Origin of the sequence: Streptomyces sp. PR69 (genome assembly GCF_026420845.1) — a bacterium.
In the GTDB taxonomy this organism is placed as follows: Bacteria; Actinomycetota; Actinomycetes; order Streptomycetales; family Streptomycetaceae; genus Streptomyces.
Genome location: NZ_JAOWCB010000007.1, coordinates 193978 through 217565, shown reverse-complemented (window position 1 = coordinate 217565; position 23588 = coordinate 193978). Strand labels below are relative to the sequence as shown.

Below are 23588 nucleotides of genomic sequence, written 5' to 3'. Positions count from 1 at the left end.
GTTTCGGCCGTTGCGGCTGTTGCGGCTGTTGCGGCCGGCCCGGCGGTGCGGTCAGCCGGCGAACCAGCGCACGGGGCGCGGCGCGAGGTTCTGGTAGACGTGCTTGGCCTCGCGGTACTCGTCGAGTCCGGCGGGCCCCAGCTCGCGTCCGATGCCGGACTTGCCGAAGCCGCCCCACTCCGCCTGCGGGAGGTACGGGTGGAAGTCGTTGATCCACACGGTGCCGTGGCGCAGCCGCCCGGCGACGCGGCGGGCGCGTCCGGCGTCGGCGGTCCACACCGCGCCGGCCAGGCCGTACTCGGTGTCGTTGGCGAGGGCGACGGCCTCGTCCTCCGTACGGAAGGTCTCGACGGTCAGCACCGGGCCGAAGATCTCCTCACGGATGACGCGCATGGTGCGGTGGCACTGGTCGAGGACGGTGGGCCGGTAGAAGTAGCCGTCCCCGTACTCCTCGCCCTTGGGCCGCTCGCCGCCCGCGCGCAGCACCGCGCCCTCGGCGAGGGCGGAGGCCACATAGTCCTCGGTCTTGGCGAGCTGCTGGGCGGAGACCAGCGGGCCGCACTCCACGCCGTGGTCGGTGCCGCGGCCGATGCGGATCTTCTCGGCGCGGCGGGCGATCTCGGCGACGAAGCGCTCGCGCAGCGACTCCTCGACGATGAGGCGGGAGCCTGCGGAGCAGACCTGGCCGCTGTGGATGAAGGCGGCGTTCAGCGCCTGGTCGACGGCGGTGTCAAAGCCCTCGTCGGTCTCGCAGGCGTCGGCGAAGACGACGTTGGGGTTCTTGCCGCCGAGTTCGAGGGCGACCTTCTTGACGCTGTCGACGGCGGCGCGCATCACATGCTGGCCGCTGGTCAGCCCGCCGGTGAAGGAGATCAGGTCCACGTCGGGGTGGTCGGCGAGACGTGCGCCGACGGGGTCGCCCGCGCCGGTGACGATGTTGGCGACGCCCGCGGGCAGTCCGGCCTCGACGAGCAGCTCGATCAGCGCGACGGTGCTCAGCGGGGTGATCTCGCTGGGCTTGATCACAAAGGTGTTGCCCGCGGCCAGGGCCGGGGCGATCTTCCAGCTGGCCTGGAGCAGTGGGTAGTTCCAGGGCGTGATCATGCCGCAGACGCCGACGGGTTCGTGCACGACGACGCTGTGGATCTCGTCGGACCCGGCGTCGACGACCCGGCCGCCGCTTTCGTTCATGACGAGGTCGGCGAAGTAGCGGAAGGCGTCGGTCACGCAGTCGACGTCGACACGGCCCTCTTCGAGGGTCTTGCCCGCGTCACGGCTCTCCAGCAGTCCGATCTTCTCGCGGTCGCGCTGCAGCAGCTCGGCGACCCGGCGCAGCAGCGCGGCCCGCTCCGCGACGGGCGTCCGCGGCCACTCGCCCGCGTCGAACGCGGCCCGTGCGGCGGCCACGGCGGCGTCGGCATCCTCTCGTCCGCCTTCCGCCACGACGGCGAAGACGGTCGCGTCAGCGGGATCGAGGATCTCGCGCGTGGCGCCGGAGGCGGCTTCACGCCACTCTCCGGCCACGTGGATGGTCTTTTGTGCTGACACGTCGCGTTTTGCCTTCCAATTCCGATTTGTACCGCGCTGAGACAAGTCCAGCGACTGGCCCGCCTGCCCGGGGGGCCGGAAAGCATGCGCGATTCGCGTTCGAAAGTGTTCGGCGTCACTTATTCGACGCCTACGGGTGACCTAATGTCGCGGACAGTGGCATTCCGCACGCAGAGCGTCCGACGAACACGGCTCCCCCTCCCAGGTCCCCCGGATCAGCCGGGGAGACTTCAGCAGCCACTGCGCGACTTCGAGCAGCGGGAGCGGTCTGCCGGCGAAGTCGGGGTGAGTCGAGGTGCCGAGCGCCGTCAGCTGTCGGACGGGCGCAGGCCCAGGCGCGGGTGAAGGGTGAGGCACAGGCCGGCGACGGACTGGTAGGGGGCGGTGGGCCAGGGTCATGGCGGTGGCGCCGTGCCCGCCCAGGCCGATAAGAGCACCATCTGCGCACGCCGCCAGGTCACCACCGACCCCGAGCCCCGGCGCACGATCCGCAGCAGGCGCCGCCCCTCGTCGTCATCGATCTCCCGTACCCGCACCCGTTCGGCCATCCGCACAGTTTCCCGGAGCTTTCCGCCCCGTGGTCGTGTCCGGAGTGTTCGGCCCCTTCCACTCGCGGAGACGTGGCGCGGGCACTGGCTACTGTTGGGGGCATGTCTGAGACTTCCGGCCAGCTTTCCCTGGGCATCGATGCCATATCCCGACCGCAGCCCTCCGCTGCCGTGCCGGGACTGCAGTACATCGCCGACTGGCTCACCCCCGACGCCTGCCAGGACCTGCTCTCGGACATCGACGCCGCGGAGTGGTCGGCACAGTTGAAGCGGCGCGTGCAGCACTACGGCCACCGGTACGACTACGGCCGCCGCAGCGTGGCAGGCGACCGGCGGGAAGCCGCGCCGCCGCTTCCGGCATGGGCCCACCAGACGGCCGCCCGCCTCGCGCGTGAAGGCCTGATGAACCAGGAGGCGGAGCAGGTGATCGTCAACGAGTACCAGCCGGGTCAGGGGATCAGCGCCCACATCGACTGCCTGCCCTGCTTCGGTCCGGTCATCACCGCAATCTCACTGGGCTCCGGCTGCCTCATGGACTTCACCCATCCCGAGGACGGCACGAAGCTGGCCGTGCCACTCGCCCCCGGCAGCCTGCTGGTCATGACCGGCCCGGCCCGCTACACCTGGCGCCATGCCATCGCCGCACGCAAGAGCGATCCCGGAACCACCGGCCGTGTCCCACGCAGCCGACGCGTGTCAGTGACCTTCCGCACCCTGCTCCATCCCGACCAGTAGCCCCCACCGAACCAGCACCACACCATCTACACCCATGCCCAGCAGGGCGAACGTTGCCTGATGCGGCACTAGCTTGTAGTGCATGACTCATGCTGTGTAAGGTACTGGCTCATGGAAGAGACATCCACCCCCCGCGCCCAGTGGCTGCGAGGGGTGCTGGACATGTGCCTGCTGGCCCTGATGGCGGAGTCCCCGGTCTACGGCTACGAACTGACCGTCAGGCTCGCCGAGGCCGGCCTGGAGGTCGCGGACGGATCGATCTATCCGGCACTGGCGCGCTTGCGCAAGCGCGAGCTGGTCGAGGTCGAGCGCCGCAGCGGGGACGGCGGACCCGCCCGTACCTACTACCGCCCCAGCGAAGCAGGCATGCAGGCGCTTCGGTCGTGGAGCCGCGACTGGAACGAACTCGCCACGAGCATCGGCTCCATCATCAACCAGAACGCAAGGAAAGAACCATGACGCTGACCGCCGAGAACGCGACCCACCAGGCCAGGCAGACCTGGCACCGCCTCGGAGTCGACAAGGCCGCGGCCGAGGAGATGGCGGAGGAGCTGAGCGCGGACCTGGTCGCCGCCGACCTCGACGGACGGTCGGTCGCCGACTACATCGGCGGTGACATCGAGGCGCTGGCCACCTCCTGGGCGATGGAACGCGGTCTGCTGCCCGTGCAGCACCAGCGCCTGAAGGAGACCGCGGCCGCGGCGGCCAAGGGCGCCGCCCTGCCCGCCCTGCTCGCCGTCTTCCTCTGCTGGGTGTCCTGGTCCCATCTCCTGGACCCCTGTACCGGCTCGGGGACAGGGCCCGACGGAGAGGTCCTCGGCTGCCGCGCCACCCTCGACGCCTGGTGGATGTGGGCGGGCTGGGCACTGTGCGCTGCCGCCGCCTACTGGCTGGTCCTGCGCAGTGTGTCACGCCGTCTTGAGCACCACCTGGCGGCCGGACGTGACGCCACCCGGCGGGCGCTCGTCAAGACGCTGCCGCTCATCGTGGTGGCAGCCGCACTGGCCGGGGGCGGCATCGGGCTCCTCGGCGCCGCCGTCCTCGGGGAACTCGGCATCGTCGCCTTCCCCATGGCACTCGCGGCCATGCCCGCCACGGTCGCGGCCGGCACCGCCTGGATCCGGCACCGCACCTGCCCGCCGGCGGACACGCTCAGCTGAACCCACGCCGCGGACGCGGGGCAGGTGACGCCCCGGCCGGGGCGTCACCTGCCCCGCACGTCAGGGGCCTCGGCCCGACGTACGGCTGAGCGCGTTGGACTACCGCTGTACACCCCCGGGAGCTCAGCCTTCCGGGGTGTCGTCAACGCGGCAGATGACGACGTTGGCTTCCTCCGCCAGCTGCTTGGCCAGCTGTTCTTCGAGTTCGTCCAGTTCCGCGCGTCGCGCGGTGATCCGTTCCAGCAGCTCGGGATCCATGGAACAGCACCTGCCGTGGGGCCGCCAGACGGCACCCGGCCGAGGGGCCCGTACGGGCAACGCCGGTGACCGGATCGTCACCGTCGCCGGCCCGCTTCCCTCCCGGAAGGCGGCGGGCTGAGTGCGGCCGGTTATCGTGTCGCCTCGATGACCTGAGGGCGGTAGAGGGGCGCGTTGTGTCGGCGGAAGAGGGGCAGCTGGTCGCCGGGCGGTACCGGCTGCTGGAGCGCATAGGCCGCGGCGGCATGGGCACCGTTTGGCGTGCCGAGGACGAGCTGCTCGGGCGGCAGGTCGCCGTGAAGCGGCTGCACGCCTCGCCGCATCTGGCCGACGACGAGCTGGCCACCCTGTACGAACGCACCCGCCGCGAGGCGCGCAGCGCCGCCCGCATCAGCCACCCCAATGTCGTCGTGGTCCACGACGTGGTCGACGACGACGGACGCCCCTGCGTCGTCATGGAGTATGTGCCGTCGCTCACACTCAGCGATGTGATCAAGGAGCATGGGCCGGTGACGCCCCGGGAGGCGGCACGCATCGGCCGGGGCATGGTCGCGGCCCTGCGGGCGGCCCATGCGGCCGGGGTGCTGCACCGGGACGTCAAACCGGGAAACGTCCTGCTCGGCGACGACGGCCGGGTGGTGCTGACGGACTTCGGCATCGCCGTGGCCACCGGCACCTCCACCCTGACCAAGACGGGCGAGATGGTCGGGTCCATCGACTATGTGGCCCCGGAGCGGGTCAGGGGCGGAAAGCCGGGGCCCGCGTCCGACCTGTGGGCGCTGGGCGCGACGCTCTACCAGGCGGTGGAGGGCACACCGCCGTTCCGCAGGGCCACCCCGCTGGAGACGGCGTACGCGATAGCCGCCGACGAGCTGACGCCGCCGCGGCGGGCCGGGGCGCTCGCCCCGCTGATAGAGGCGCTGCTGGCGAAGGACCCGGAGCAGCGGCCCTCGGCGGAGGCCGCGGAGCGGGCGCTGCGGCAGTCGGCGACGACCACGACGGCGACAGCGGCGGCGACAGCGGCGGCGACGCAGACGGCGACAGGCGGCAGGGCGGGGAACGGACCCGCCGGGGATGCGGGCGATGCCCCCGCCCGCGCCCGCGTCGCCACCGCCGTGCTGCCCGCCGAGGCCGCGGCCGCTCCCCCGGACGACGACGGCCCGCACCGCCGTACACGCCGCCCACACCGCCCCCGCCGCGCGCGCCGCATGGCCGTCTGGGCGGCCGCCCTGGCAGTCCTCGCAGGCGCGGCCCTCGCCGGGACGCTGGCCCTGCGCATCGGCGACGACGGCGACGGCGCGAAGCAGTCGGCCGCCGGAAAGCAGACCGGACAGCCGACAGCCTCCGCGTCACCGAGCGCCACCCCGCCGTCCACCCCCGAGGGCTACCACCTCGTCGAGGAGAAGGAGCTGGGCGTCTCCTTCCCCGTGCCGGACGGCTGGACCCGCACGCTGCCCTCCGGCGCGGAGGAACGGAACGAGATCGCCTACGTCTCCCCCAGCGGACTGGTGGGCATACGGATCTCGGTCCGCGACTTCGCCAGCCCCGACCCCCTCCAGCACTGGAAGGACGACGAGGCCGCGTCCGTGCAGGAAGGCAAGCTGCCCGACTACCGGAAGCTGCGGATGCAGAGCACGAGCTTCCGGAAGCTGCCGGCCGCGATCTGGGAGTTCACCTGGCAGGGCTCGGCACGCGAATGGCGCGCCTGTGCCCTCGCGTTCGGCCGCTCGGGCGGAAAGGAGCACGTCATCTATCTCTCCGCCCCCAAGGCGGAGTGGCAGCGGCACAAGCACGTCTTCGACGACGTCAAGGACGGCTACCGGCTGCCCGGGCAGGACGGCTGACTCAGCGAGCCGCAGCCGCCATCTGTTCGCACATCTCAGCGCACCGCCTGAGCTGCTCCGCGCAGGCTCTCATCTGTGAGTCGTCGCCGAATCGCGCACACGCGTCGGCGGCCGCGCGGCACGCCTCCGCGTTCATCGCGCACATCTGGCCTGCCATGCGTGACTGCCGCATACACATGTCCGCGCACATGGCAGACATGTCCGCGGCGTCCATGAGCGTCATCATCATGGGGCGCTCCACCATGTTCCCGCCCTTGTCCAGGGCGTGTTGCATGGTCTGCCCGCACGCGGTGTGCGCCGCGAGGCACATGTCGATGCACTGCCGCATCTGCTGGGACGTCTCTGCCGTCTGCGTCACGGGGAGCCTCCGATTCCGGTCGTGGGATGGGCACGCCCTCCAGCCGACACGCACACCGCGTTGATCGCCTCTCGGGTGCGGCGGACAGGTGACAGTCCGCCGCACCCGCGATCACTCGCCGCGCGGTCATTCAGGCGGAACCGGACGCCCCCGCCTCGCCTCCTCCGCACGGGCCCTGCGTTCCCGCTGGAGCGACTCACGGCGGGCCATTTCCTGTTTCAGCAGCTCGTGCATCTCCAGCGCCTCCTCGCTCGGCGGCTCCATCTCATGCTCCTCACGCCACTCGCCGGCCTCCTTGAGCTGCTGGACGTGCGGCCCGATCGGCGGGTCGGGGTCCCAGTCGGAGGGGCGGGGCGGCTCGGGGCCGTCCGGGCCGATGCGGACCATGCGTTCGATGCGCACGACGCGGAAGCGACGGCCCGCCGCGACGATGCCCGCACCCCGCTTGGCGTCGAGCCGTTCCGCCGCCTGCCGGTAGACCTCCCGCTCCTCCTCGCTCCACCCCTCCTGTACGGGCCCGAAGACCCTGAAGTACATCGCCAGCGTCTCGCGCGCGTCCTGCGGCGTGCTGCTCGGACCGCTGTGCGGCCGCCACCGGCCGTCGACCTTCTCAGCGATCCCGAAGGCGACCGGCAACAGCACCGCGCCGGGATGCGTGTACCGCGCCCGCTTGGAGTCCTCACACATCTCCTTGGGCACCGGCCCGCCCGCCTTGGTCACGAACTGCGACAGGTCAAACCTCAGCAGCCCCTCCGACACCCCCGTCCCCGTGTACGGGTCGATGACGAAGCCCGTGACCGGATCGGGCAGCCGGTCGGCATCGCCCGGGTCCGCCGGGTCCGGGTCCGAAGGACGCGGCGGCTCCGGCCCGTCCGGCCCCATCCGGACGAACGGCTCCGCCCGCACCACCCGGTAGCGCCGCCCCAGCACCTTCATCTCGTCGAGCCGCACCCAGTCGAGCTTCTCCGCCGCGGCGGTCAGCTTCTTCCGCTGAAGCGACGTCTTGCCGTCCATCGCGGCGATCTGCCGGAAGCGCGCGGCGAGCGAGTCCCGCGCGCCCTGCGGCGTCTCGCCGCCCACCCCGAGGATCTCCCAGCCGCCCATGTCCCGTTCCCGCGTATAGAAGTACGTCGGCAGTCCGGACCCCATGAGCTGCGGATAGTCCTTCCGCGCCCGCCACGCCTCCTCCTCCGCGAACGCCGCGATCGGCCCTGGCCGGCGGACCATCCTGATCGTCCGATAGGCGGGCAGTCCCTCACCGTAGTCGTTCATGTACTGAGTGTGCGCGTCCGGGCCCGCCGCAACTCCTCCTCATGAAAGACCAATGCCCGGCACATCCTCGCCAGCTGCTGCACCCGCCGCTCGGGCCCGATCCCCGCGGTCGGCCCGGCCCGCAGCTTGCGCTGCGCCTCCTCGACGGACGCGAGAGCGAGACACCGCCCCTGCTCCCCCGCGGGCAGACTCCGCGCAAGCTCCTCGACCCGCGGCACGAGCAGCCCCACGTGCACCCGCAGCAGCCGCACCAGCTCGCGGGCCTCGTCCGCGGACAGAGCGTCGCCGTCCAGGGCGCGGCGCGCGGTGTCCAGAATCTCCGTTCTGGGTAAGGGACTTCGTTCGTATGAGGTTTGTGGGATCACACCTCGAATGTGGCCTGCCTGTGGCTAGCCTCGCCAGAGTCACACGGTGTACGGACCTGATGTACGGGTCGTCACCGCTTACGTACGACCCTGCGAGGGAGTGTCGACGTGACCGACCACGACAGCACCGAATACGACGACAACGTGCCCGTAAGCATGCGCATTCTGAGCACCCAGGTGCGCGCGCTCCGCGAAGAAGCCGAGCTCACCCAGCGGGGCCTGGCGGACGCGGCGGGCTTCTCCGAGTCCCAGATCGGGAGCGTGGAGCAGGGGCGGCGCCCGCTGAAGATGGACCTGGCGGTGCAGCTGGAGAAGGTGTTCAAGATCCCGAGGGTGTTCACCTCGGTGGTGGAGGAGCAGCTGAAGGAGCCGCATCCGTCGTGGTTCCAGCCGTTCGCGGACGCTGAAGCGGAAGCGGTGGCGTTGTCCACGTACGGCACTCAGCTCATCCATGGGCTGCTCCAGACCGAGGCGTACGCCCGTGCCGTACACGTCGAGTACCGCCCCGCTCTGGACGATGAAGAGATCGAGCGCCGCCTGGCCGCACGACTTGCGCGGCAGAAGCTCCTCACCCGCACACCTCCGGCTCACCTGAGCTTCGTTCTCGAAGAGGCCGTCCTGCGCCGCCCTATCGGCGGCTACGAGGTCCGGCGCAAGCAGCTCGACCACCTACTGGAGGTCGGGCAGGAGCGCCACATCGAGATTCAGGTGATGCCGATCGAGCGCGTGAACCACGCAGGGCTTGAGGGGCCGTTCACCCTGGTCGAGCCACCGGGCAAGAACATGTGCGTCTACCTGGAAGTGCAGGGCACAGGCCGGTTGATCACCAACTCACAGGCGGTGAATCGGCACTGCAGGCGCTATGGAATCCTCCAGAGCCAGGCCCTTTCCCCCAAGGAATCGGCGGAGTTCATCGAGCAGTTGGCGACGGGAGAGAGATGAACGACCTGACATGGTTCAAGTCGAGCTACAGCGGTGGTGACGGCGGCGAGTGCCTCGAAGTCGCCTACGACTGGCGCAAGTCCAGCTACAGCGGCGGGGGCGGCGGCGAGTGCGTCGAGGTCGCCGCCCACCCCACCACCATCCACATACGCGACTCCAAGCGCAGCCCCGCCACCGGCCCCGTCCTCGACGTCGCCCCCACCCCTTGGGCGGCCTTCGTCGCCTACGCGGCCGCCCAGCCCATATAGCCGACGCCCATCAAGACCACCGGGACGGCACGCGCCCGGCTGCGGACCCTCGCAGCCCGGGCGCGCCGCCCGAGACGCTACGGACTCCGTAGGCATTGACCCGAGGGCCCCCAGGGTTTTCCACGGGCGGGAACCTGGCGGCGAATTCCGAGATCTCCGCAACTGAGATCGCGACCTCGCTCCCACATCCCACCGAACGGAAAACATTCATGGGAAAGCACCGCAAGCCTTCGGATTCGCGCACCGCGCGCCGGATGGGCCTGGGCGTCGCCACCGCGACCCTCGGGATCACCGGCCTCGGCCTGAGCGCCACGACCGCGCAGGCGGCGACCTCCGCCCCTGCCGCCAGTTCCTCCGATCCCACCGTGGACGAATTCTTCCAGAGGTCCTACGAGAAATGCCTCGACGATCAGCGCTCCAGTGGCCTGGCCTTCGAGGAGCAGCTCGACGCGTGCACAGGCAAGCTCCGGGAAGGCCCGGGCGCCCCCCGACGCCGACCACCCCGGCGCGAACTTCGACCGTGCGACGTACGAGGAAACCGCACAGCTGCCCAATGACCAGTTCATCGAGCGCCGGAACAAGGTGCTGGACGCGGCCCCCGATGGGGAATTGCAGCGGAGTTTCTACTCCAACGGCTGCACCGCCATCCCGGCGGACACCATCTCGCAGCAGACCATGGACGCGTGCATTCAGCACGACTTCCGCTACACGGTCGGCCCGAACGTCGACCAGGACGACCCCGAGGCGGCAGACAGGGAAAGGAAGGAAGCCGGCAAGCAGCTCGGCGACAACATCGGAGGCCGAGCAGGGGACCTGTTCAATGCGGGCACCCAAGTGGCGGGCAGTTACTTCTTCCAGCCCACCGACACCGGAGAGCAGAACGCCAGCGAGCTGCTGCCCTGAATAACGCCGGAAAACTCCCGGTAAGAGCATGACTGCCGGCCGTTGCCGCCGGGCACTCCGCCCGCCGCAACGGCCGGCAGCCCCGGGGCAACGCCCGTGTCTATGCCGCTCGCTGATCCGGCCCGCCGCCCGCCGCGTCGATGAGCGCCTGGAACAGCCGCCGGGGGTCCTCGGCCAGCCGGTTGCAGACATAGAGCCACCATTCGGTGCCGAAGACGACGTACTCGCGCGTCGGGTGGCCGCGCTCCGCCATCGCCGCGAGGCGGTCGGGGCCGAGGCCGAGCAGGGTCTCGAACTCCCACGGCGCGTCCTCGCGCCCCGCCCCGCCGAGCAGCGCGTCGATCCGGTGGATCAGCTCCCAGTCGTGGGTGGCGTACGAGCACGCATGGCCCGAGTCGGCAAGCTGCTGCGCGTAGCGCATATACGCGGCGGGGAGCGCGGCGTCCTCGCGGGCCAGGGCCGCTGTCTCCGGTTCCAGGAACGCGCCCTTGACCAGGCGGATGCGGCCCGGCAGGGCGAGCAGCGCCGGGAGGTCGTCGGCCGTGCGGTGCAGTCGCGCCTGGACGGTGATGCCGACGTGGTCGAATCGCTCGCACAGCTTGCGGTGCACGGCCAGCACCGCGTCCGTGCGGTCCGAGCCCTCCGCGGAGATGACCATCTCGCGGCCGGTGCCGGCGGTGGCGCGGGCGATGCGGGTGGCGTTCTCCAGGGCCAGATCCGCATCGACCGCCAGACCGATATGTGAGAGGTCGAGCGAGACCGAGCAGTCGGCGGGCAGCCGATGCGCGGCCTCGACGAAGACGTCCGTCTCCGCGACGGCGCGCTCCGGGTCGCGGCAGCTCTCGCCCATGTATTCCGCGTTCGCGCGGTGTCCTCCGGCGATGACGCCGGCGACGCGGTCCAGCGCGTCGTCCAGGCTCTGCCCTGCCACATAGCGGCGGGCCACCCGCCGGACCACAGGGCCGAGGAGGGGGTCCTCCGGCACCTGCCACTTCAGCTTCTCGTCGAGGGCGAGGGCGCGCAGCACCTGTGCCGCGCCCGCCTCCGCGCCCGCGGCGGCTGCGTCGCCGGAGTGGTGATCGTCAGCGTTCATGGCCGCCAGCGTTGCAGCATCGTCCCTGGCCGGACAGTGGCGGAAACGCCTACCATGCGGAAATTCCTGCCACTCGACCACGAGGTTCCGATGCTCCGCGACATCGCCGTTCTCGCCCTCGACGGCGGGCACGCGTTCGAGCTGGGGGTGTTCTGCGAGGTCTTCGGGACGGACCGCACCGACGACGGGCTCCCCGGCTACGACTTCGCCGTCGTCTCCGCCACGGGGCCGGGCACCGTGCGCACCAGGCACGGCTTCGGCGTCGAGGCGCTGTACGGGCTTGAGCGGCTGGAGTCGGCCGACCTGATCGGCGTACCGGCGGCCGATCCGGGCGTCCGGCACCCGGAGGAGCTGTTCGCCGCACTGCGGGCGGCGGCGGCACGCGGCGCCCGCGTACTGAGCATCTGTACGGGCGCGTTTCTGCTGGGCGAGGCCGGGCTGCTGGACGGCCGCCGGTGCACCACCCACTGGCGCTACACCGAGGAACTCGCCCGCCGCCATCCGCGCGCCCGCGTCGAGTCGGACGTCCTCTATGTGGACGAGGACCCGGTCATCACGGGCGCGGGCACGGCCGCGGGCATCGACGCCTGCCTCCACCTCGTACGCAAGGAACAGGGCAGCGCCGTCGCCGGGGACATCGCCCGGCGTATGGTCACCTCCCCGCACCGCGACGGCGGCCAGGCCCAGTATGTGAAGCGGCCGGAAGGCCGGGTCGGCCACCGGCAGTCGAACGGCGACTCGCTGACACCGCTGCTCGCGTGGCTGGAGGGGCGGCTCCACACCGAGCTGACGGTGGACCAGATGGCCCGCCGGGCCCATATGTCGCCCCGTACCTTCGCCCGCCGCTTCCGGCAGGAGGTCGGGGCTTCTCCTCTCCAGTGGCTCACCGGCCAGCGCGTACTGCTGGCGCAGCACCTGCTGGAGACCACCGACGAACCGGTCACCGCCGTCGCCCAGCGCTCCGGCTTCGGCACGGCGGACACTCTCCGCCACCACTTCACCCGACGGCTCGGCACCACCCCACACGCCTACCGCCGCGCGTTCCGCGGCCCGGGCGCCGCTGGTTGAGGATCATCCCCATGGCTCCCACGCGCTGGTGTCGAACGAGAAGCCGAACGGCTCGGGCAGTGTGACCGTGCCCCCGAACTTCCACTCCTCGACGGCCTCATAGCGCCCCGCCCGGCGGTCCGGACCGGCGTAGAGCGTCACACCGGGGTTCTTCGGATCGCGGTCGATCAGCAGGCAGTGGGGGATGCTCTGCTGCGCGTACGCCGTCTGCGTGGCCTTCTGCCCCGTGTTGTGGGGCGAGGTGACTTCCACGACGAAGTCGAGCTGATGCGAGAACAGATGCCTCGACTTCGCCGCACGCGCCTCGGCCACTATGCCGGCTTCCAAGACGACGAGGTCAGGGGTGCGGCCCTCACCGATCTGGACCAGACTCAGGTCTGCCGTTTCACCCCTCGCCAGGGGAAGGCGGGGTTCCCCGACCTGGCGAGGGTCAGGCCCTCCTGAATGTCGGCCACGATGGCGATGTGATCAAACGAGGGTCCCGGCGACACGATGATCTCTCCCACCCAGCGGCTTCGGCCCGCGCGCCATCCTCCGGCAGCCGCAGGTACGCGTGCAGTTCGTCCCGCACCCACATCGCATACGGCGTATCGGGCAGCGTGTAGTGGAAGACCGCCTCTACGGACATCGAGTCACCACTCCCTCCGTACAGAGCACTGTGGGGCACTACACAGCGTAGTGCTCGACAGTGACAAGCCCAGCCCGCGCTCAGACTCCCGGACACGCAGAACCGCGCCCGGGTACCTTGAAACAGACGACGAAAGGGAATCCGTGACCGCCATGACCACGAACCCCGCCGACTCCGGCCCCCCTCAGCTCCCGCCCATGCGCACCATCGGAGAACTCCGGGCCGCCCTCACCATGGGCTACGGCTTCCCCGGCGACGCCGACGACTTCGAGGCCGAGCTGGCCCGCGCCCTCAACCACGCGGACCCGGCCGACCTCTCGGGCATCGTCCGCCTCGTCGAGGAGTTCCGCGGCCGGATCACGGCCCGCCAGGACCCTGGGTTCGACTCCGCCGTCGCCGCCGCCGTCGCCGAGATCGAGGCGGCGCGGAAGGCCACGCGTTGAGCTCCGAGCCCCCTCGCGTGGTCGCCGAGATCACCAGCGAGGCCCGGAGCCGGTGTGAAGCCATCGGCGGCGGCGCGCTTGAGGCAGTCGAAGCCCTCCGTGCCGAACTGGAGAAGAGTCCCGAACTCGGGCGCCGCGCCACGAGCGCCGCAGGCCGTATGAAGCTGTACACCACCCGCCTCGAAGGGAACGCAGAGCGGTCGGCCCTCACCGTCACCTACGTCTACGACGCCCCACCGCCCGAGCCCGGCATTGTCCGCATCGCCCTCGTCAGCCCGGTGCGGTTCGCCGGCGGAGACGGCGATTTCTGACTCCGTAGCGCACCCGTACCTCCGGTGACTGGAAGGTCAGAGGTTGTTGCGGCGGACCGTCAGATAAGGGTCGTCCGACAGCGCCCGGCGGCCGCCCACCAGTGCGCCCGCGGCCAGGCCCAGGATGGGCAGGATGAGGACGGCCAGGGCCCACCAGGGGGCCGGAATGGTGTCCGCGGCGCGGATGGTCAGGCCCAGTGCGCCGCTGAGCGGGGAGGCCAGCAGGGCCGCCGTCGCACCGCCGGCGACGAGGCCGATCGCGCCCGCCGCCAGGCCCGTGCGCACGGCCTCGCCGACCAGCAGGGAGCGCAGCGAGGCCAGGGACTCGCCGAGGACTCGCAGGACGGCGAACTGGGCGAGTCGGGCGCGCACGCTGTCCATGGCGCGGGTCGCGCCCAGCAGCAGGGAGACGGCCGCGAGCAGGGCGGCGAGCGCCAGGGTGAGCCACTGGACCGCGCCGAAGATGCCGGGGAGATTGCCGATGCGGTCGGAGACCGGGGAGGCGGAGACGCCGAGGTTCTGGAGTTCGGAGGTGACCGCGGCGACGGTGCGCTGGTGCCGCGTCACCACGACGGCGCTCTGTGCGCCTTGTTCGTCCATGAACTGCTGAGGTGACTGGCCGGCGCGCGCGGCCGCGAGGCGCAGGCCGGTGCCGGGCGAGACATAGGCCGCGCCGGGGCCGTCCGGCTGCCAGGAGGGGTCGTAGGCGGCGACGACCGTGAGCCGGATGTCCTCGGTGGTGCCGGTGCTCGGGCCGGTGCCGACGGTGTGCGAGAAGGTGACCGTCTTGCCGACGAAGGGGGCGAGGTCGGTGCCTTCGGCCTTCGCGGGGACGATGATCTGGCCGTCCGCCAGCTGGTCCTTGGGGGCGCTGCCCTTGACCACGGGCATGGTGGAGCCGGGGACATAGCCGTTCGCGCCCAGTACGTATGTGCCGCCGGTCTCCTCTGCTGCGTACACGGAGGCGGCGAAGTCCGGGACGACGGTCACCACGCCGTCGAGCTTCCCTGCCTCGTCGAGGATGTCGGCCGTCAGCGGGCGGGCGGAGGACGCGTCGCCGCCGGAGCCCGGCGCGGAGAGCTCTATCTGGGTCAGTCCGCCGCTGGAGAGGACGTCGCGTTCGACCGCTTCCGACGCGCCGCTGGTGACGCCGACGCAGACGGCGAGCAGCCCGGAAAGGACCGCGACGGCGGGCAGCGCCCGGCGCAGGGAGTTGCCGTCGCGCCGCCAGGTCAGGCCGGACCAGCCGCCGGGGCGGCGCGGGGCCTCGGGCCGGGGGGTGGTCGTGCTCATGCGGTGCCTCCTGCGAGGGGCCTGCCGGTTGCGGCGTCGGATGCGTCAAAGATGTCGGAGAGCCGTCCGCCGTCGAGACGGGAGGTGCGGTCGCAGCGGGCGGCGACGGCCGCGTCATGGGTGACGACGAGCACGCCCGCGCCGTTCGCGGCGCACTGCCTGAGGGCGTCGACCACGAGCGAGGCGTTCTCCTCGTCGAGGCCGGAGGTGGGTTCGTCGGCGAGGAGCAGCGCGGGCTGGTGCACGGCGGCGCGGGCGATCGCGACACGCTGCCGCTGGCCGCCGGAGAGCTCCTGGACCGGGCGGGCGGCCAGGTCGGCCATGCCGAGCCGGGCCAGCGCGTCGCGCGCGGCGCTCTCGTGGCGGGCGAGCTTCGGCCCGAAGGCGGCGGCGACGTTCTCCCAGGTGTTGAGGAACGGCAGCAGGCCGAGGTCCTGAAGGACGGTGCCGATGCGGTGGCGGCGTACGGCGTCGGGGTCGTCGACGGCCTGCCCGGCGACGGTCACCGTGCCGGACGTGGGGGCGAGGATCAGCCCGGCCAGCGCGAGCAGGGTGCTCTTTCCGCAGCCGGAGGGGCCCTGCACGGCATGGGTGAGGCCCGCGGGCAGCGTGAGGCCGAGGTCCGCGACGACGTCCGCGGAGGTGCCGGGATAGCGGTAGGAGACCGCGTCGAGAGCGAGGGCTGCGGGGGGTGCTGACACGGTTGTCACTCCTGGATGGCCTGGGTGGGGACGAGCGGAAGCACCGTGCGAGGCGGCTGTGGGCTGGGGCGAGCGCCGCCGTTCGGCCGCCGCCGGGTGCGGGCAGCGGCAGCCGGGCGGCGGGATCACGGCAGGGACGGGATCACAGCAGAGAGTAGGCGGCGTTCGTGGCCTCGATGTCGGCAGGGCCGCCCGGGGCGCGTGCGTAGAGCGCGGCCGCCCCCTTGGCCTCGTACGTCGTCAGCAGTGCCGGGAAGCGCGCCATGACCGGCTGCGGGATGGGGGCGCCTGCGTGCACGGCGGCCCAGTAGGCGTCGGCGGCGCGCACCACGTCACCGGATTCGAGCGCCTCGACGGCGAGCTGCGGCAGATCGTGCCCGGCGGCGAGCCGCGCGGCCTGCTCGGTGCAGCCCGCCTCGCCGAGGAGCCGCAGGGCCTGGAGCCACTGGGGGTCCAGCGGCCTGCCCTTGGGGGCGGGGGCCAGTTCGGTGGCGGGGCAGTCGAGCTCCAGCTCGATCCTGGCGCGCATCACATCGGCCCAGGCGGCCGGCTTGGCGCTGTCGAAGGCGGCGGGCACGGCGTGGTCGCGCACCGCCGCCTCGCCCTTCGCCGCCTGCGGCCCGCAGGAGAGGGCGAGCCGGTCGCAGACGAGGGCGACCATGACGGCGTCGCCCGCGGGCAGCTCGCGTTCCTCGCTCAGCCGGCGGACTTCGGCGGTCAGCCAGTCCGGGGCGCGGTCCTGCATGCCGGTGATGGCGAGGGCGCGGGCGGCTTCGTAGGTGGCGCGGAGAGTGCCGAGCTGGCTGGGGGTCTCCACGACGAGGCCCTTGGCGTCGAAGTCGGGCCTGGCCTTGCCGGTCGTGGGGGCCGGGGCGTCGGGCAGGGCGCGGTGGGCCAGCCAGCGGGTCTGCGGGTTGGCCGAGCCGAGTCCGGCCCGCAGGCACTTCTCGGCGTGCTCCGGCTGTCCGGGCTGTTCAGGCTGTCCGGGCTGTCCGGGCTGTCCGGGCTGTCCGGGCTGTCCGGGCTTTTCGGCGGAGGGGGCGAGCAGCCGCAGGGCGGCGAGCTGGGCGGCGTCGGTCTCCGAGCAGGATTCGGCGGTCGCCTCCGTGCGCCAGCCGCTGAGCGGGGCCGGGGCCTTGACCGTACGGCCGTACTGGGCGAGGGCGTCCGATGCGTCCAGGACCGGTATCGGGGTGGCCAGCTTCGCCGTGTCGGCCGCGAGGCGGTCCACCGCGGAGGCCGGGACGGAGTCCTTCTCGCCGAGGCAGGACAGGGCGGTGAGGAAGGCGGCGCGGGTCGCCACGGAGGTCTCGGCGTCGTCGCCGGGGCCGCCTTCGGTGACGTACGCACGCGCTTCGCGCAGCGCGTCCGGTCCCCAGCTCAGCCGGTCGAGGATGGTGCGGGCCCCGGGCGAGCGGACCGCGGGCTCAGCGCCGCCGGCGGCCAGGCAGAGGTAGTAGGCGCGCCAGGCGGGCGACTCGGCGGCGTCCGAGGTGAGCAGGGCGGTGAACGCGTCGGTGTCGAGCTCCGGCACACGCGTGTCACCGTCACCGCCGGCGCGCATCTCCTGACGGCCGTACGCGGTGCTGTGCAGGCGCGGGCGGACGCCGTGCGCCTCGCTCCGCGGACGGACGAGGTCGTTGTCGCCGCGCAGCCGGTCGAGGGCCTGGGGCAGGCCCTGCCCCGGGACGTCCGGGGTGTGGTCGTCCTTGCCGGGGAGCAGCTGCCCGATGTGCAGGGGGAGCGTGAGGACGAGGGCGAGCACCAGCGTGCCCGCCCCGGCGATCCACGCGAGTCGCTTCCTCGTCATCGTGTCTCACAGAGGGGTGTGCGGGAGGGGCGGAGAGGGGTGTTGACGGCGTCGGGGCCGCCGCCGCGCGATGGCGACGGCGGCGGCCCCGGCGCATCCTGTCAGGTGCAGGCCGAGGACCAGGCCTTGGACCCGGACTTGAACGCGTACGCGTCCGAGCAGGTGGTGATGGAGGTGTTCAGCGCGCCGCTCGGGTCGGCGATGCCGCTGATGTCAGAGATCCACGTGTTGGTGTTCGTCCACGTGATCTTGGCGGTTTCCTTGCTGGTCTGCGTGGCGCTCGGCGACACGGAGATGGTCGCGCCCCAGCCGTTGGCGGTGACGGTCGCCGTGTTGCGGATGGTGCTGACCTTGTAGCCCTTGCCGCTCTTCAGCGCCTTGGAGGAGGTCGCGAACGAGCACTTGTCGCTGTAGAAGTTGCAGTTCCAGGCGTTCGCCTGAAGGACGGCGCCGGTGCCCGGAATCGACTTCTTGGCGCTGTCGCTGATGGCGTGGGCCTGGCCCGCGCCGCCGAGCAGCAGCAGCGCACCGGCCGCGAGCGCGGTGAACTTGCGCACCTTGCTTCCCTTCGAGTAGACGGGTGGTCTGCCCCGGCGTCCGACGTCCCGGGCCCACTTGCACTGGGCCCGGGGACGGGCGTCGGGGCGCTTCGCCATCTGATCAAGGCGGCCGCGGCCTGCGGCACCCCCGGAACGGGTGGAGGCACTCCCCCCGACCCGGGGGAATGCCGACCATCAAGCCAAAACGGACCCCGATATGACTCCTGGGTATGCTCCTTGCTGACCAGCCAGATAAAGACACACTAAACATCGGGGGATTTGGTGCACGTCGGCATATTTGGTCAGCACGCCCTGGCCGTGCGGCATATTGAGCGCCTGTGCCGCGACGTCCCTGGCGTACTGACCGTGACCTCAGGTGAATTGGACACAGCGGCGATTTCGGCAGCGCATCGCAGGCGTCCGCTCGCGGTCGCGATTGTGGATGTGGGCACTTCCATCGATGTGACCGAGAAGCTGCTTGCTGACTTCGACGCTCCGTCCAGGCCACCGGTGCTGGCTCTGCTGGACGCACAGGCCACAGCCGAGGAATCCCTCCGGCTCGCCGACCGCGGGGCGCGCGGGGTGCTTCTGCACACGGACCTCGACGAGCGTCTCGGGGTGGCGCTGCACGCCGTGCGCCATGGTCTGAGCGTGCAGTCCGAGAGGCTGCGCGGCCGCCGCCCGGCTGCCGCGCCGCCACCCGGCAGGTCCGGCGCCCGCCATGCGCTGGACCGGCTCTCCCCACGCGAACTGGCCGTGCTCGAACGGGCCGCGGACGGGCTGACCAACCAGCAGATCGCCTCGTCGCTCCATGTCAGCTCCGACACGGTGAAGGGCTATATGAGCCAGGTGCTGCGCAAGCTGTCCGCCGAACGGCGCATGCAGGCCGTGGCGGTGTACTGGACCGCCCAGGGCATCGCCAGCTGACGCTGCCCTGACCCTGCCGCCCTGGACAGCGCTGTGGGGCGCTGCTCGATGCAGCGCCCCACAGATGCCCGACGTCGTACGGCTTTCTACGAGTCAGGCTCAGATCAGGCCGAGTCCGCGGACCGCCTCGCGCTCCTCCGTCAGCTCCTGCACCGACGCGTCGATGCGGGTACGGGAGAAGTCGTTGATGTCCAGGCCCTGGACGATCTCGTACTTGCCGTCCTTGCAGATGACCGGGAAGGAGGAGATCAGGCCCTCGGGAACGCCGTACGAGCCGTCCGAGGGGATGCCCATGGAGGTCCAGTCGCCCTCGGCGGTGCCGTTGACCCAGGTGTGGATGTGGTCAATCGCGGCGTTCGCGGCGGAGGCGGCGGAGGACGCGCCGCGGGCCTCGATGATCGCCGCGCCGCGCTTGGCGACGGTCGGGATGAAGGTGTCGGCGAGCCATGCCTCGTCGTTCACGACCTCGGCGGCGTTCTTGCCCGCGATCTCCGCGTGGAAGATGTCCGGGTACTGGGTCGCCGAGTGGTTGCCCCAGATGGTCAGGCGCTTGATGTCGGAGACGGCCGCGCCGGTCTTGGCGGCGAGCTGCGAGATCGCGCGGTTGTGGTCGAGGCGGGTCATCGCGGTGAAGCGCTCGGCCGGCACGTCCGGGGCGGCGGCCTGGGCGATCAGGGCGTTGGTGTTGGCCGGGTTGCCGACGACCAGGACCTTGACGTCGTCCGCGGCGTGGTCGTTGATGGCCTTGCCCTGCGGCTTGAAGATGCCGCCGTTGGCCTCCAGCAGGTCGCCGCGCTCCATGCCCTTGGTGCGCGGGCGGGCGCCGACGAGCAGGGCGACGTTCGTGCCGTCGAAGGCGACGTTCGGGTCGTCGGTGATCTCGATGCCGCGCAGCAGCGGGAACGCGCAGTCGTCGAGCTCCATGGCGGTGCCCTCGGCGGCCTTGAGCGCCGGGGTGATCTCCAGCAGGCGGAGGCTGACCGGCACATCCGGGCCGAGCAGGTGGCCGGAGGCGATGCGGAAGAGCAGCGCGTAGCCGATCTGGCCGGCCGCGCCGGTCACGGTGACGTTGACGGGAGTGCGGGTCATGGCGATCTCCGTAAGACAGCTGGCGGTGGGGGCCGGGTGCCCCTCGTGCTGAACACCCCTCCCGCCGCCGGTCCAGCCGTCGGCCCGCCGCCTTGTGAGCCGCCGCGCGCCCGCGCCTGAATCTTGACGTGAAGAGATATCCAGCGGTCAGGCTATCCGACCCGGGCCCGACCCAATCGGTTGCCCCTTGTGGCGCGGCTCACTGCGCGGCTCACTGCGCGGCTCACTGCGCGGCTCACGGGGAGGGGGCGGCAGAGGGGGCGGCGGGCGGGGAGACGGACGCGGAAACGGGCGGCGTGCAGCCGGATGTGCCGCTCGCGAGCGTGGCGCAGGCGCGTGCCGTGGCGGGGTCGCCCGCGGCGGTCATCAGGGTGTACGTGTCGGTGTCGGGGGCCTGACCGGGGGGCGCTGGTTCGTCCGCCGCGACCCGGCTGCTCTGGGCCGCCGCGCCGTCGATCGCGATCCGTACCGTGTCGCCGGGCGCCGCGCCCGAGATACGGGCCCAGGCAGCCTTGCACGCCGTACTGTAGCGCAGTTCGACGAGCGTCGCCGTGCCCAGAGTCGTACGGGAGACGGTCCTGGCGAACTGGCCGCCGCAGCCCATCGCCTCCGGGTCCTGGCCCGTGCAGTCCGCGCCGCCGCACTTGACGCCCGGCGGGAGCGCGGAGGCGTCGGGGGACGGGGAGGCGGACCCTGTCCCGCCGGGGCCGTCGTCGCCGTAACCGCCGAGGTCGACGAGGAGGACCGCGCCTGCGGTGGCCAGCAGCGCGCCCACCGTCCCGGCGAGGAACAGGCCGACTTTTCGCCTGCCGCTGTGCGCGCCGTAGGTGCTGCCGCCGGCCGCCGGGGCGGGACCGCGGCCGCCGCGCGGCCCGGGGGCGTACGGGGTGCGGGGGCGCGCGCCTCCCCCGGCCGGGCGGGCGGCTCCCCCGGCCGGGCGGGCGGCTCCACGGGGGCCCGGCGGCGGGCTCGTCGGGGGCCCGAACTCCCCGAGCGCCGCCCGCGCCTGCGCGATGCGCATCTGCTCCATCGTCATGTCGTGGCGCATCTCCGCGCGGCTCCACGCCCGCTCGGCGAACTCCCACATGGTGATCAGATGCGCCGGCTCCGCGCCGGTCGCCTCCGCCAGCGCGAGCGCCGCCCCGCGGGGCGCGAGCTGCCGCCCGTCCAGATACTTCTCCCACGACGTCCTGCTGTACCCGGTGCGATCCGCGACGGCGGCGACGCTCAGCCCGCTGCGGTCGACCAGCCTGCGCAGCTGACCGACGAACTCCTGGACCTGCGGGTCGAGATCCCCCGGCAGCTCCCTCCAACGAGGCATGCGCTCCCCCTTGTCGCCCGGGTAGATGCCCGGAAGCGTTTCACCGCACTACCCGGTGGGATGCCCGGTTTCAGGGTGGCAGTTCCGGACATGGGAGTGAACAGGAGCGTACGCCTCAATCCACGCGCCCCTTGTGCGCCCCGAACGGCCCGCGGGGACGCCCCCGCACAACGACGGCGGCCCGCGCCGTGAGTGACACGGCACGGGCCGGGAGACACGAGCGAGTGAGTCACTCCCGGTAGTTCAGACCGTCGCCTACCAGGAACGGGGGATAGCCGAACCGCTCCCCGAGCGCGGCGAACGCGTCGCGGCTCGTCTTGTCGACCTCGACGAAGTACGCCTTCATCGCACGCAGGAACAGCCGGTAGCCGAGATCGGCGCAGGCCTGGGCGACCACCTGCTCCAGCGCGGGGACGAGACCGGCCGCCGGAGTCCCGTACGAGGCGGTCGTCGCCGTACGGCTCAGGTCGTCCGCCACCGGACGGATCACCTGAAGCACAGCCTGCCGCAGCCCCTCGTCCACCACCGGCTGCGGTGACGGGGGCGCAAACGCCGGGTGGTCCTGCCGTACGCGGGCGAGCCACGCTTCCTCAAGCTTCCGCAGCCAGGTACGCGCGTCGAAGCCGTACTCGGCCGGATCGAAGCATCCGCGCGTGGCGCCGAGCCATACCGTACGGATCGTCTCGTCTGGAAGGGGCGACTCCACCAGACGGCGGACGTCCTGCCCGAGCTGCCGGGCCTTCGACCGGTCGAACTCCTCTGCCGCCGCTTCCGGGAGCGTGAGCCACCATGCGGCCGGTCCGCCCTCGGGGAGGTGACGCTCGGCGTCCTCCGGCGAGAGTGCGTCCGGGATGTCCCACTTCGAGGTCACCCAGGTCAGCCCGATGTCCTCCACGTAGATGTCTTCGAGGTATTCGTGCTGCGCTTCGGCTTCTACCTCGTCCTCGCCTGTCACGGTCAGCGGCCCTCCAGGTAGGCGGCGTAGGCAACGAGGTCTGCGCCATCTGCGCGTCGGTCTTGTGTACATGGTCCGCCAGGGTGTGGGCTCCGCTGATGCCCTCGTCGGCGACGATGTTGGTGCAGTTGTGGACGAGGACGTCCTGCGGACGCGCCCCTTCGGTGCTCACGTAGAACGTGTGCAGCTCGTCGACCGTCAGGTCGAACACCTCACGCGGCGACAGCCCGCCCCGGTCCCGCAGGCCCGTCACGGCGTGGAGCGTGCCGTCCGGGGTGCGCAGCCGGTCGCCCACGCGCAGGTCGGCGACCTGGGTCCAGCCCCGGCCTGCCACGAAAAAGCGGTGGCCGACCGTGCTCGTCAGGGAGCCGTCCGCGAGGGTGATGTCCGCCAGCCGCCGGGTCAGGTGCCGGAAGGTGTCCGTCACCGGCTGCGCCCCCGAGCGCCCGGTCTCCAAGTCCGCGGCGAGCAGCAGATCCCCGGTCCGCACATCGCGGATCGCCTTGTGCGAACCGTCCGCCATCAGCACCCGGGTACTGCCCGGGAAGCTGTTGACCTTGCAGGCGGTGACCACGTCCTCGTACGCATTGACCGTGCCCTCGAGCTTGGCGAGGGTTGCCGGGTCGATGTCCAGGGCCTTCAGCGCCTTGAACGAGTCCAGGACGCCGACTCCGGTATGCATCGCCGCGTCCAGCGCGCGGATCGCCTCGGCGACCTTGCCGAACGCCTTGCCGGGGACGAAGTTGCTCGCGGCCCAGGCGCAGCCGCTGGCGCTGCCGTGCCAGCAGTCGACGAAGTCCTGGACCAGGACCGCCTTCAGGACCTTGTAGACGACGGTCTGCTCCACGAGGTCCCACTTGCTGAAGTACTGGGTGACCTCCTTCGTCAGGCCCTTGAAGGTCTCGGTGCCGAGCAGCAGCGTGTCCGAGGAGGGGCAGCCGGAGGTCGTGGCCGGGACGTCGGGGTTGGTGCACAGGTAGAAGTCGACCGTGGCGCTGAACGTCACCTTGAAGGTGACGGTGCAGCCCTGGAAGCCGATCTCCAGGACGCAGTCGTTCAGCTGCTTGGCGTCGGTCACCTCGACGCTGTTCTCGTCGACGACGTAGAACGTGCCGCCGATCCCCGTGCCCGCGCCGCTCGCGACCTGCTGGTTGGCCTTCTTCCGCTCGGCAGCCTCGGCGGCCCGCTGGGCCTCCTCGGCATACCTCTGGGCGTCCTTCGCTGCCTTC

General features: G+C 71.6%; 26 protein-coding genes and 1 pseudogene. 11 read left to right on the top strand and 16 right to left on the bottom strand.

Annotated features, from left to right (window positions below; genetic code table 11):
- Positions 1-51 precede the first annotated feature (51 nt).
- Positions 52-1548, bottom strand: a complete 1497-nt coding sequence (locus tag OF819_RS09810) for an aldehyde dehydrogenase family protein (protein WP_267243009.1) — start codon at positions 1546-1548, stop codon at positions 52-54.
- Between the two features lie 422 nt (positions 1549-1970).
- A pseudogene (locus OF819_RS09805) lies at positions 1971-2096 on the bottom strand (IS630 family transposase); the annotation flags it as partial.
- Positions 2097-2198: 102 nt separating this feature from the next.
- Between OF819_RS09805 and OF819_RS09800 the strand changes: the two are divergent.
- From OF819_RS09800 to OF819_RS09790, 3 genes are all read left to right on the top strand, one after another.
- Positions 2199-2831, top strand: a complete 633-nt coding sequence (locus OF819_RS09800) for an alpha-ketoglutarate-dependent dioxygenase AlkB (protein WP_267243008.1) — start codon at positions 2199-2201, stop codon at positions 2829-2831.
- A gap of 111 nt (positions 2832-2942) precedes the next feature.
- On the top strand, positions 2943-3290 hold the full coding sequence (locus OF819_RS09795) for a PadR family transcriptional regulator (RefSeq protein ID WP_267243007.1): 348 nt from the start codon (positions 2943-2945) through the stop codon (positions 3288-3290).
- Positions 3287-3991, top strand: a complete 705-nt coding sequence (locus tag OF819_RS09790; RefSeq protein ID WP_267243006.1) for a hypothetical protein — start codon at positions 3287-3289, stop codon at positions 3989-3991. The genes OF819_RS09795 and OF819_RS09790 overlap by 4 nt, the downstream gene beginning before the upstream one ends.
- A gap of 123 nt (positions 3992-4114) precedes the next feature.
- Here OF819_RS09790 and OF819_RS09785 read toward each other — a convergent pair whose 3' ends face one another.
- Positions 4115-4249 (bottom strand): hypothetical protein, encoded by a 135-nt coding sequence (locus OF819_RS09785; protein ID WP_267243005.1) that lies wholly within the window; start codon positions 4247-4249, stop codon positions 4115-4117.
- A gap of 176 nt (positions 4250-4425) precedes the next feature.
- Here OF819_RS09785 and OF819_RS09780 point away from each other — a divergent pair, with 176 nt between their 5' ends.
- Positions 4426-6093: a serine/threonine-protein kinase gene (locus OF819_RS09780; RefSeq protein WP_267243004.1), complete on the top strand. Its 1668-nt coding sequence runs from the start codon at positions 4426-4428 to the stop codon at positions 6091-6093.
- Between the two features lies 1 nt (position 6094).
- Here the strand turns inward: OF819_RS09780 and OF819_RS09775 are convergent, their stop codons facing one another.
- From OF819_RS09775 to OF819_RS09765, 3 genes are all read right to left on the bottom strand, one after another.
- Positions 6095-6451, bottom strand: coding sequence for a four-helix bundle copper-binding protein (locus OF819_RS09775; protein ID WP_267243003.1), 357 nt, complete (start codon positions 6449-6451; stop codon positions 6095-6097).
- Positions 6452-6577: 126 nt separating this feature from the next.
- Entirely contained in the window at positions 6578-7723 is a 1146-nt protein-coding gene (locus OF819_RS09770; RefSeq protein ID WP_267243002.1) for a DUF5954 family protein, read from the bottom strand.
- Positions 7720-8088 carry a DUF6415 family natural product biosynthesis protein gene (locus tag OF819_RS09765; RefSeq protein WP_267243001.1) on the bottom strand — a complete coding sequence of 123 codons (369 nt, stop codon included), beginning with the start codon at positions 8086-8088 and terminating at the stop codon, positions 7720-7722. Before OF819_RS09765 ends, OF819_RS09770 begins: the two co-directional genes overlap by 4 nt.
- A gap of 108 nt (positions 8089-8196) precedes the next feature.
- Between OF819_RS09765 and OF819_RS09760 the strand changes: the two genes are divergently transcribed.
- The 3 genes from OF819_RS09760 (at position 8197) to OF819_RS09750 (ending at position 10181) form a co-directional block, all read left to right on the top strand.
- The gene (locus tag OF819_RS09760; RefSeq protein ID WP_267243000.1) at positions 8197-9030 is read left to right on the top strand and encodes a helix-turn-helix domain-containing protein; all 834 of its coding nucleotides are present in this window, start codon (positions 8197-8199) and stop codon (positions 9028-9030) included.
- Entirely contained in the window at positions 9027-9278 is a 252-nt protein-coding gene (locus OF819_RS09755) for a DUF397 domain-containing protein (RefSeq protein WP_267242999.1), read from the top strand. Before OF819_RS09760 ends, OF819_RS09755 begins: the two co-directional genes overlap by 4 nt.
- Before the next feature lie 420 nt (positions 9279-9698).
- Entirely contained in the window at positions 9699-10181 is a 483-nt protein-coding gene (locus OF819_RS09750; RefSeq protein ID WP_267242998.1) for a hypothetical protein, read from the top strand.
- A 100-nt stretch (positions 10182-10281) separates the two neighbouring features.
- Here OF819_RS09750 and OF819_RS09745 read toward each other — a convergent pair whose 3' ends face one another.
- A complete protein-coding gene (locus OF819_RS09745) occupies positions 10282-11274 on the bottom strand; it encodes a proline dehydrogenase family protein (RefSeq protein ID WP_267242997.1) in 993 nt (330 codons plus the stop codon).
- Positions 11275-11364: 90 nt separating this feature from the next.
- Between OF819_RS09745 and OF819_RS09740 the strand changes: the two genes are divergently transcribed.
- On the top strand, positions 11365-12342 hold the full coding sequence (locus OF819_RS09740; protein ID WP_267243055.1) for a GlxA family transcriptional regulator: 978 nt from the start codon (positions 11365-11367) through the stop codon (positions 12340-12342).
- Between the two features lie 3 nt (positions 12343-12345).
- Here OF819_RS09740 and OF819_RS09735 read toward each other — a convergent pair whose 3' ends face one another.
- Positions 12346-12702, bottom strand: coding sequence for a Uma2 family endonuclease (locus tag OF819_RS09735; RefSeq protein ID WP_267243054.1), 357 nt, complete (start codon positions 12700-12702; stop codon positions 12346-12348).
- Between the two features lie 420 nt (positions 12703-13122).
- Here OF819_RS09735 and OF819_RS09730 point away from each other — a divergent pair, with 420 nt between their 5' ends.
- Positions 13123-13413: a DUF6247 family protein gene (locus tag OF819_RS09730; protein WP_267242996.1), complete on the top strand. Its 291-nt coding sequence runs from the start codon at positions 13123-13125 to the stop codon at positions 13411-13413.
- A complete protein-coding gene (locus OF819_RS09725; RefSeq protein WP_267242995.1) occupies positions 13410-13724 on the top strand; it encodes a hypothetical protein in 315 nt (104 codons plus the stop codon). Before OF819_RS09730 ends, OF819_RS09725 begins: the two co-directional genes overlap by 4 nt.
- A 36-nt stretch (positions 13725-13760) precedes the next feature.
- On the opposite strand, the gene OF819_RS09720 is transcribed toward OF819_RS09725, so the two are convergent.
- The 4 genes from OF819_RS09720 to OF819_RS09705 form a co-directional block, all read right to left on the bottom strand.
- Complete coding sequence (locus tag OF819_RS09720; protein WP_267242994.1) at positions 13761-15017, bottom strand: FtsX-like permease family protein; 1257 nt, start codon at positions 15015-15017, stop codon at positions 13761-13763.
- A complete protein-coding gene (locus OF819_RS09715) occupies positions 15014-15718 on the bottom strand; it encodes an ABC transporter ATP-binding protein (protein WP_267242993.1) in 705 nt (234 codons plus the stop codon). The genes OF819_RS09720 and OF819_RS09715 overlap by 4 nt, the downstream gene beginning before the upstream one ends.
- 142 nt (positions 15719-15860) lie before the next feature.
- Entirely contained in the window at positions 15861-17528 is a 1668-nt protein-coding gene (locus OF819_RS09710) for a hypothetical protein (protein WP_267242992.1), read from the bottom strand.
- 101 nt (positions 17529-17629) lie between these two features.
- Positions 17630-18085 (bottom strand): hypothetical protein, encoded by a 456-nt coding sequence (locus OF819_RS09705; RefSeq protein WP_267242991.1) that lies wholly within the window; start codon positions 18083-18085, stop codon positions 17630-17632.
- Between the two features lie 426 nt (positions 18086-18511).
- Here OF819_RS09705 and OF819_RS09700 point away from each other — a divergent pair, with 426 nt between their 5' ends.
- Positions 18512-18994 carry a response regulator transcription factor gene (locus tag OF819_RS09700; RefSeq protein ID WP_267242990.1) on the top strand — a complete coding sequence of 161 codons (483 nt, stop codon included), beginning with the start codon at positions 18512-18514 and terminating at the stop codon, positions 18992-18994.
- Between the two features lie 99 nt (positions 18995-19093).
- On the opposite strand, the gene OF819_RS09695 is transcribed toward OF819_RS09700, so the two are convergent.
- The 4 genes from OF819_RS09695 to OF819_RS09680 form a co-directional block, all read right to left on the bottom strand.
- On the bottom strand, positions 19094-20083 hold the full coding sequence (locus tag OF819_RS09695; protein ID WP_267242989.1) for a malate dehydrogenase: 990 nt from the start codon (positions 20081-20083) through the stop codon (positions 19094-19096).
- 235 nt (positions 20084-20318) lie between these two features.
- Positions 20319-21404, bottom strand: coding sequence for a helix-turn-helix domain-containing protein (locus OF819_RS09690; protein WP_267242988.1), 1086 nt, complete (start codon positions 21402-21404; stop codon positions 20319-20321).
- A 229-nt stretch (positions 21405-21633) separates the two neighbouring features.
- On the bottom strand, positions 21634-21882 hold the full coding sequence (locus tag OF819_RS09685; RefSeq protein ID WP_267242987.1) for a hypothetical protein: 249 nt from the start codon (positions 21880-21882) through the stop codon (positions 21634-21636).
- A 112-nt stretch (positions 21883-21994) separates the two neighbouring features.
- On the bottom strand, positions 21995-23437 hold the full coding sequence (locus OF819_RS09680; protein ID WP_267242986.1) for a polymorphic toxin-type HINT domain-containing protein: 1443 nt from the start codon (positions 23435-23437) through the stop codon (positions 21995-21997).
- Between the last annotated feature and the right edge of the window lie 151 nt (positions 23438-23588).